The organism is Porphyromonas uenonis 60-3, from assembly GCF_000174775.1.
GTDB lineage: Bacteria > Bacteroidota > Bacteroidia > Bacteroidales > Porphyromonadaceae > Porphyromonas > Porphyromonas uenonis_A.
Genome location: NZ_ACLR01000242.1, coordinates 1 through 8,978 on the forward strand (window position 1 = coordinate 1; position 8,978 = coordinate 8,978).

Sequence of the window (8,978 nt, forward strand, 5' to 3'; positions counted from 1 at the left end):
AGTGTTTCATGCCGAAGAAACTAGAGTTTCATGCCTAGGAAAACAGAAATCCCTCCCTAGGAACCGAGAAGTTCCTACGTTGGAACTGAAAAGTTCCAAGGGAGGAACCGTTTTGGGCGCTTTTACAAAAGCTTTCGTCTCCACACGGAAGGTGGCCATGCGTACGCACTTGCGGAGCCTTCCTCGAGAGTCACAAATGAAAAGCGCCACCCCTGAGCGAACTCAAGAGTGGCGCATGTGGATGAGACTGTGTCAGTCTCTGGGGATCTGTGCGGATGCTTACTTGCCGTAGCGAGCGCGTAGCACCTGGATCATATCCTGACTCATGGTGTCGAGGTCGTAGTGTGGTTGCCAGTCCCACTCACGACGAGCGCAGCTGTCGTCGAGCGAGTTAGGCCACGACTCAGCGATAGCTTGGCGCAGCGGATCGACATCGTAGCTCATCTCGAAGTCGGGGATGATACGCTTGACAGCAGCTGCGATCTGGCCTGGCTCGAAGCTCATCGAGGCAATGTTGAAGGAGTTGCGATGTACCAGTCTCGTAGGATCAGCCTCCATGAGCTGGACCATAGCGTGCAGAGCGTCTGGCATATACATCATATCCATGTAGGTACCCTCCTTGATGGGGCAGACGAACTTGCCCTCCTTGACGGCTGCGTAGTAGATCTCTACGGCATAGTCCGTAGTACCACCGCCGGGTAGCGTCACATTGGAGATAAGCCCTGGGAAGCGCACCGAGCGGGTATCTACGCCAAAGCGCTTGTGGTAGTAGTCGCTGAGGAGCTCACCAGCTACCTTGGTCACACCGTACATAGTCTTGGGGCGCTGGATCGTATCCTGAGGAGTTTTGTCCTTGGGAGTCTCATTGCCAAAGGCTCCGATAGAACTGGGGGTGAAGACGGCACAACCCTTCTCACGAGCTATCTCTAGGACGTTAAAGAGTCCACCCAGTCCGATGTGCCATGCCAACTGAGGCTTAGCCTCTGCTGTAGCGCTCAGGAGAGCTGCTAGGTTATAGATGGTATCGATCTTGTACTTGTCGACGATGGCTGCTAGCTGAGCTGAGTCGGTGATGTCGGCAAGCTCTGCGGGACCACTCTCGAGGAGCTCGCCCTTAGGAGGCATTGCAGCGATGTAACCGGCTACGACTGAACCATTCTGGTACTCACGACGTAGTTTCATTGTCAGCTCGGAGCCTATCTGACCGGTCGAGCCAATGATCAATATATTCTTCATGTCTTTATATAGTTGAGCTTGTTTTGCTGTGCAAAGGTACCTAAAATGAGATGATTAAGAGCTTTTAGTCTATGATCAGATTGCGGCGTCGCTTGCGTTTGACCTGCCGGACGATGTAGATCGCCAGCAGGAGTAGCACGATCGCCAATATGGAGTAACCGATGATGTGGCTGTACTCGCTCGCCTTAGCGACCACCTGCTCCTTCGTCTCGATGCCAGGGACACGCGAGAGGAGGACGCCAATGAGCGCGAGGACCGCATTCCACACGCCAGCGCCTAGAGCCGTATAGCCCACAAAAGCGCCTAGCGGCATGCGGGATAAACCTGCGGGTATGGAGATGAGCTGACGAATGGCTGGCACCAGACGGCCTACGAAAGTGGAGACAGCTCCCTTGCGAACGAAGTATTCGTTGGCACGGTCGAGCTTCTCGGGACTCAGCAGGAGCATACGCCCTACTCTACTGCCAGCAAAGCGGTAGACGATAGGACGCCCGAGCCACATGGCTAAGTAATAGTTGATCAGAGCCCCCACGATGGCTCCACAAGTGGCAAAGAAGAGCACACCAACGACGCTCATCTGTCCGCCCGTGGCTGCTAGAAAGGCTGCGGGCGGTACGACCACCTCACTGGGGAAAGGAATAAACGAACTCTCGATGGTCATCAAAAGGAAGACCGTCCAGTAGTTCAGGTGGTCAAAGAACCAAAGCGTCAGTTGTTCCAGCATACTTTTCTAAGGGGGGAGGAGTCTCTCTAGCGACGATCTTTGAGCGATACGGTGCGGTTAAAGACCAGTGCGCCTGGACGGCTGTCGGGATCGACCGTAAAGTAGCCGACTCGCTGGAACTGCAAGTGATCCCCTACCTGAGCGTCTTGCAGACACTCCTCGACATAAGCGTGCTGCACGATGAGCGAGTCGGGGTTGAGGTGGTCCTTGAGCTCCTCAGCAGGGATGCCTGAGGGGTCTTCCTCTAGGAAGAGGCGGTCATAGAGACGTACCTCAGCATCTAGCGCATAGGCTGTAGAGACCCAGTGTATCGTAGCCTTGACTTTGCGATTGCTACCCTCCATGCCTGTTTTGCTGTCTAGGTAAACTTCGGCAAGGACGGCCGTCACATTGCCCTCGGCATCTTTTTCGCAACCAGTACACTTGATGATGTAGCCACCACGTAGGCGTACGTCCAAGCCTCCAGGCGTGAGGCGGTAATACTTCTTCGGAGCCTCCTCCATAAAGTCGCTCCGATCGATCCAAAGCTCACGCGTAAGGTGCTGAATATGCGTACCCTCCGATAGGTCCTCAGGGTTATTGACCATCTCTAGCGATTCGTCGTGACCCTCTGGTAGATTGGTCAGGATGAGCTTGACAGGGTCTAGGACAGCGGAGACACGTGCAGCATGCTTGTTGAGGTCATTGCGCACGGCATGCTCTAGGAGCGAGAGATCAATGGTGCCCTCATAGCGAGTGTAGCCGATCATGCTGACGAAGTCACGGATGGACTGTGGCGTGTAGCCCCTACGACGCAGACCGCAGAGGGTCGGCATGCGTGGGTCGTCCCAGCCAGTGACGAGTCCCTGCTGCACGAGGCTGAGGAGCTTGCGCTTGCTCATCATCGTGTAGGTGAGGTTGAGCCGGTTAAACTCAAACTGATACGGTCTGTAAGTGGTTCCCTCAGGCATCAGGAGCTCCACAAGATAATTGTACAGCGGACGATGCGGTACGAACTCCAAGGTACAGATCGAGTGGGTCACCCCCTCGAAGTAGTCGCTCTGTCCATGTGCGAAGTCGTACATAGGATAGACCTGCCACTCTGTACCAGTGCGGTGATGCGGGCGCTTGATGATACGGTAGATGATCGGGTCGCGGAAGTGCATATCGTCCGAAGCCATATCGATCTTAGCACGGAGCGTCATAGCGCCCTCGGGAAATTCGCCCGCATTCATACGGTGGAAGAGATCCAAGCTCTCCTCAGCGGGACGATCACGGTAAGGGCTATTGATGCCAGGGGTCGTAGGCGTACCCTTCTGCTGGGCAATCTCCTCGGCGCTCTGCTCATCGACGTAAGCATGGCCCGTCATGATGAGACGCTCGGCAAAGGCGTAGAGCTGTGGGAAGTAGTCCGAAGCGTAGCACTCCTTGCCCCACTCGAAGCCGAGCCAGTGGATGTCCTCACGGATAGCGTCCACGTACTCCACATCCTCTTTGATCGGGTTGGTATCGTCAAAGCGTAGATTGCACACGCCTCCATACTTCTGCGCGATGCCGAAGTCGATGCAGATAGCCTTAGCGTGACCTATGTGTAGGTAGCCGTTAGGCTCTGGTGGGAAGCGTGTCTGCACACGTCCATCATACTTACCGCTCTGGATGTCCGCTACGACAACCTGCTCTATAAAGTTTAGTCCCGTGCTCTCTGCGCCATTGCTTGTAGCATCCTCTAGTGGAGTCTTGTTCATTGCATCTATATCTTATCGGAGACCCTTGCGCCGTGAAGCAGCCTCCCTCGGTTATCTATTTGGATACAAAGGTAGATAAAAAAAGCACGCTACTCGACGTTGCTAGAGGTGCGACCCGCTAAGGTGAGGCTGAAGCCGTAGCGATAGCGGTGAGCGCCGTTGCTCTTGCGGATCATCTCTTGCGTCTGCTCCCACTGCTTGACCCAGAGAGGACGCACCTCTTCGCTCTCCTCCTCGGCACCCTCGTGAGGCATCTCCACTAGAGCGACCTCAACCTGCTCCTCAGGAGCTATCTCCGTCTGTAGGATGTACTGTATCAAGCTCATGGCGAGCATATCAAGCCACAGCTCTCTGGGCACTTCCACTGGCAAGCCCTCGAGTCTTTGCGCCAAGTTGGGGTCTGTTATGATGAGTGTCAGGTAACCCTCCCGCACCTCTGCTACAGGTATCCCCATAGGGTACTGCAGGGACACCTCCATGTGAAAGTCTTCGTCTGCCACCAGCTCGGCAAGGCGTAGCGAAAGGGCGTCAAAGAGAGCGTCCGCACGACTGTCCGTGTAGAGAAGCTGCGGGTAAGCCCCCTTGAAAGGCAGCTGCTCGTAGAGCGTGCGCCACGGGTAATAAGGGAGAAAGTGACCCACAGGAGCCGTGGGCATATAGATATTGTGTGAACCAAAGTGATGTAGCTCAGCTAGCTCTTCGGCTACCTTCGTCTGATCTGTCATAGTTCTGTCTGTCTTTCAGTCATTAGTAGGTTTTGCGGGCTCGCCCTCTTGTGGCTTGAGCCCCCGCTCGGCAGCTTCCTTGAGGAGCAACTCACGAGCGGGTCCATATTCGTTGGGTATCTCACCGTCTAGGATCGCATTCTTGATCCGCTCCTTGAGCGTTCCCACGATCTGCGAGGGCGGAATACCAAAGAGACGCATGATCTCGGCACCATCAATCGGCGGAGCAAAGTTGCGAATACGATCCTTCTCCTCCACCTCTTGGAGCTTGCGTCGTATCACCTGATAGTTGTCCAGGACCTGCTGCACACGCTTCGGGTTCTTGCTCGTCACGTCGCTCTCCACCAGCGTCATCAAGTCCTCTATATCATCGCCCGCGTCAAAGAGCAGACGACGTATCGCCGAGTCGGTCACCCCCTCATCAACAAGCGAAGAGGGACGCATGTGTAGGTCCACCAACTTAGCGACATACTGCATGTGGCTGTCCAGCGGGAGCTTGAGGCGGCGAAACATACGCGGCACCATCTTAGCTCCTATATAGTTATGGTTGTGAAAGGTCCACCCCTGCTGTGCATCCCAGCGCTTCGTCTTAGGCTTCGCAATATCGTGTAGCAGAGCCGCCCAGCGAAGGTAGAGGTTGTCACTCTTTGCCGCCAATTGGTCGACCACTTGATAGGTATGCGCCAGATTGTCCTTGTGCCCCACGCCGACGACCGTCTCGGTGCCACGCAGTAGCTGCACCTCAGGCAGGATCAGCTCCAGTAAGCCCGTCTGCTCCATCAGGGAGAGCCCCACACTGGGACGAGGCGAGAGCATAATCTTATTGAGTTCCACGATGATACGCTCCGCTGAAACTATCTTAATGCGCTCTCGGAGCTTCACAATAGCGTCAAAGACGGCATCATCAATGAAGAAGCCCAGCTGCGAAGCAAAGCGCACCGCACGCATCATACGAAGCGGATCATCATCGAAGGTAACCTGCGGATCGACCGGCGTGCGGATCATATAGTCCTGCAGATCCTCCAGACCGTAGAAGGGGTCTACCAGCTCGCCATAAGTACGTTCGTTGAGCGAGATAGCCATCGCATTGATCGTGAAGTCGCGCCGCTCCTGATCATCTTCGAGCGTGCCATCCTCGACGATCGGCTTGCGACTATCTCGCTGGTAGCTCTCACGACGCGCTCCGACGAACTCCACCTCCACGCCCTTGTAGCGCAGTTGCGCCGTACCAAAGTTCGCAAAGACATGCACCTGACACTTCGGACCTATCTCCCGAGCCACCGCTTTAGCCAAGGCAATGCCACTGCCCACGCAAACGATGTCTATATCACTGCTCGGGCGCTGTAGGAAAAGGTCTCGCACCCATCCACCGACCACATAGGTCTCCAGATCAAGCGCATCAGCCACACGCCCCACCAGCGCAAAGACTGGATGGCGCAGGTACGGACTGTAGTCAGCATAAGGGTCAAAAGGTATCGGCATATCTATCTCCTCTATAATAGTAAATGAAGGCTGTCGCACAAGTACTACAGCCTCAAGTGAAGCGTTACAAAGGTAATACAAATTAGAGAGTGTTGCGTTAGGATGCTATCAAATAGATTGTCAGGTCAATAATTATACTTACATTTGCACTCAGCAAACGGAGAAAAGCATCGACGGCTATGGCACACATTAAGAATTTAGATAGTCGCCCTCTCTCGCCCACTATCCTAATGACGGCAAATATCGTCGTGACAATAGATGGCAGTACGGTAGCAATTCAGACAGTTTGAGATCTGTATCACATTCGTGAGGTGTCTCTCTCCCCCATTGCTTCACTAATTATTTTCCCTTTTTCCCTTTTCCCTTTTATGACCCTATATTTAGGCAACTTGAGCTACCGAGTTCGTGAGAACGACTTGGAGCAACTACTCAGCGAGTTCGGAGAGGTCTCCAACGCTCGTGTCGTCATGGATCGCGCCACTGGGCGTTCACGCGGGTTCGGCTTTGCCGACATGGCAGACGAGGATGCTCGTCGTGCTATCGAGGCGCTTAGCGAGCAGGAGTTTGAGGGGCGTCGTCTCCTCATTCGTGAGGCTGAGGATCGTCCTCGCCGTGAGAGACGCTTCTAAAGAGCCCCTGAGCAAAGCTGAGCCGTAGTGAAGCGAGACTAAACATCTCCACCTCACGATACAGTACCGAGCGCACTGCAACAAGTAATAGTATCGGTACGGTCTAAACCCAATCCCATTAAAGAGGAGCTACCACCCATACGGGCGATAGCTCCTCTTTTTCTGTATCTATAGTAGGTTTACTTAATCGAAGCCTGATAGACGTCATCGACCGACTTAGCGATCGTAGCGTTGAACTCCTCATCGCTCTGCTGTGCCGTCAGGCCCTCAGCCAGTGCACGAGAGAAGGAAGCGATCACACCCTTGTTACGAGCAAGTAGCTCATTAGCGTGCTCACGGCTATAACCACCCGACAGAGCTACTACACGAAGCATATTAGGATGCTCGATGACCTCCTTGTAGAGATTGTCCTCCGTGGGGAGCGTGATCTTGAGCATGACAGGACGATCCAGCTTGTCTAGGTGTGCGAGTAGCTCACGCTTGAGGATCTCCTCAGCCTTAGCCTTATCGGGGCAGTGGATGTCCACCTCAGGCTCTAGGATAGGCACGAGGTCATGAGCTAGGATCTGCTTGCCCCACTCAAATTGCTGATCTACGATAGCCTTGATACCCTTCTCATTAGCCTCCTTGATGACACTACGCATCTTCGTGCCGAAGATATGATACTTAGTAGCATCCTTGAGCAGATCATCGAGTCCTGGGAATGGCTTCATCAGCTGTACTCCATCCTGTAGCTCCTGCAGTCCCTTATCCACCTTGAGGAAGGGGACGATGCTCAGCTTCTCCCAGAGATAGTCAGCCGTGTTCATGCCATCGATCTGACCACGCATCGTGCGCTCGAAGAGGATCACACCCACGAGCTTGCCCGTAGCAAAGGCAGGGCTCTTGATCATACGAGTACGCATCTGATGGATCAGGTCAAACATCTCATCCTCATTCTTCCAGGCATCCTCAGTGATACCATAAGCCTTCAAAGCCTTAGGCGTAGAGCCACCACTCTGGTCGAGAGCTCCGATGAAGCCACGACCGCTTTTCATCTGTTCTAATTGCTTCTGATTCATATTGTGTAAAAAGTAAGTTAGACGCTTATCAATCGCTTAGCGCTCCTCCTGGGAGAAGTCCGAGACGCGACCCATCCGCCACCGTCTCTACCGTAAGCTCCTCAAAGGTAGTAAAAATAAGTCACATAGCCCCACTCACGCTTCTCTATGAAGTTACGTTTTTCAGATGGTCCCGATTGCTCTCATAGCTCCGATGCCTCTAGCTAATCGCCAGCCAGCCACTGACAGCCGATCGCAACCACTCAATACACACCTCTGAGGAAATCGAAAATCTCTTCGGAGGAAATTCGGAATATCCACCGAGGAACGGAAAAATTCATCGGAACTTCGAAATCTTTCTTCCGAAGTTTCATTTCATTCTTCCGAACTTTTATTTCGCCCCTCCGTGACGAATTTTCGTTTTCTCGTAAGCTATCGCAGATTTTCCACCGAGGGATCCAAATCGCATCGGAGCCATCAGCGTAATCATACCCGTTGACAGTTATATTATTGAATAGTGTTACCTTTGTCAGGCAAGGGCGGAGAGGGACGTGCAGAAACTTATCGCAAGATCGAGGAGGAGCTGGAGGTGGCTGGCACGACTTATAGCTCTGATCGTGATATGGTCATAGAGCATGTGGCGAAGCTGACCGACACAGGAGAGTATCCCTCACCTTTACTTTAGGCAGGCTCTCCCTCCACTTATGAATCATTTTGAAATCGAACAATCGAATATGAACAATCGCAAACTACTAGTTGCTGCTCTATGCGCAGCTTCTATCACGCTCTCTGCTTGCAGTAAGAAGCAGGGGACTAACGAGGAGATCGTCCCAGCTATCAATCTAGCTGATATGGACACGCTCGTGCGTCCACAGGATGACTTCTACCACTATGTCAATGGAGGCTGGATCAAGGCTAACCCGCTGAAGCCTGCCTATAGTAGCTTCGGGGCTTTTGATGTCCTTAGTGACCGCTCAATAGAGCAGATCCACGGGATCGTTGATGAGCTCGCTCAGGGTAGCTACAAGGCTGGCTCCAATGAGTATCGTGTCTCTGTACTATACAAGCAGGCTATCGACAGTGTCAAGCGCAACGAGCTAGGCGCTCAGCCGATCCTTGACGAGTTAAAGTCTATTGAGGCGATCAACTCTAAGAAGGCGCTCGTAGACTTCGCAGCTCAGCAGGACAATAAGGGTGATGATACATTCTTTGGCACCTATGTCATGGCCGATGCTGAGAATAGTGACATGAACATCTTTAACCTGAAACAGACAAGTCTAGCTCTGGGCAACAAGGAGTACTACACAGATCCAAAGAATGGCGAGATCATCAAGGCCTACAATCAGTACATCGAGCGCATCGCTCAGCTAGCTGGTTACTCTGCCGAGGAGGCTCAGCGCATTGCGAAAAACAATATT

At 53.2% G+C, this 8,978-nt stretch carries 8 protein-coding genes and 1 pseudogene; 3 read left to right on the forward strand and 6 right to left on the reverse strand.

What is annotated here, in order from left to right; all coding sequences use genetic code 11:
- Window positions 1-279: 279 nt before the first annotated feature.
- The 5 genes from PORUE0001_RS09550 to PORUE0001_RS09570 form a co-directional block, all read right to left on the reverse strand.
- Entirely contained in the window at window positions 280-1,236 is a 957-nt protein-coding gene (locus PORUE0001_RS09550; protein WP_007366250.1) for an NAD-dependent epimerase/dehydratase family protein, read from the reverse strand.
- A 64-nt stretch (window positions 1,237-1,300) separates the two neighbouring features.
- Window positions 1,301-1,960, reverse strand: a complete 660-nt coding sequence (locus PORUE0001_RS09555) for a DedA family protein (RefSeq protein WP_007366246.1) — start codon at window positions 1,958-1,960, stop codon at window positions 1,301-1,303.
- Window positions 1,961-1,986: 26 nt separating this feature from the next.
- A complete protein-coding gene (locus tag PORUE0001_RS09560) occupies window positions 1,987-3,684 on the reverse strand; it encodes a glutamine--tRNA ligase/YqeY domain fusion protein (protein ID WP_007366245.1) in 1,698 nt (565 codons plus the stop codon).
- Between the two features lie 89 nt (window positions 3,685-3,773).
- The gene (locus PORUE0001_RS09565) at window positions 3,774-4,409 is read right to left on the reverse strand and encodes a hypothetical protein (protein ID WP_007366249.1); all 636 of its coding nucleotides are present in this window, start codon (window positions 4,407-4,409) and stop codon (window positions 3,774-3,776) included.
- Window positions 4,410-4,424: 15 nt separating this feature from the next.
- Complete coding sequence (locus tag PORUE0001_RS09570) at window positions 4,425-5,891, reverse strand: CCA tRNA nucleotidyltransferase (RefSeq protein ID WP_039865907.1); 1,467 nt, start codon at window positions 5,889-5,891, stop codon at window positions 4,425-4,427.
- A 368-nt stretch (window positions 5,892-6,259) separates the two neighbouring features.
- Between PORUE0001_RS09570 and PORUE0001_RS09575 the strand changes: the two genes are divergently transcribed.
- The gene (locus tag PORUE0001_RS09575; protein ID WP_007366244.1) at window positions 6,260-6,520 is read left to right on the forward strand and encodes an RNA recognition motif domain-containing protein; all 261 of its coding nucleotides are present in this window, start codon (window positions 6,260-6,262) and stop codon (window positions 6,518-6,520) included.
- Window positions 6,521-6,699: 179 nt separating this feature from the next.
- Here the strand turns inward: PORUE0001_RS09575 and PORUE0001_RS09580 are convergent, their stop codons facing one another.
- Window positions 6,700-7,581 carry a fructose bisphosphate aldolase gene (locus PORUE0001_RS09580; RefSeq protein ID WP_007366252.1) on the reverse strand — a complete coding sequence of 294 codons (882 nt, stop codon included), beginning with the start codon at window positions 7,579-7,581 and terminating at the stop codon, window positions 6,700-6,702.
- Between the two features lie 496 nt (window positions 7,582-8,077).
- On the opposite strand from PORUE0001_RS09580, the gene PORUE0001_RS10670 reads away from it, so the two are divergent.
- Together PORUE0001_RS10670 and PORUE0001_RS09585 are read left to right on the forward strand one after the other, a co-directional pair.
- Window positions 8,078-8,245, forward strand: a complete 168-nt coding sequence (locus PORUE0001_RS10670; protein ID WP_007366247.1) for a hypothetical protein — start codon at window positions 8,078-8,080, stop codon at window positions 8,243-8,245.
- A gap of 49 nt (window positions 8,246-8,294) precedes the next feature.
- A pseudogene (locus PORUE0001_RS09585) lies at window positions 8,295-8,978 on the forward strand (M13 family metallopeptidase N-terminal domain-containing protein); the annotation flags it as partial.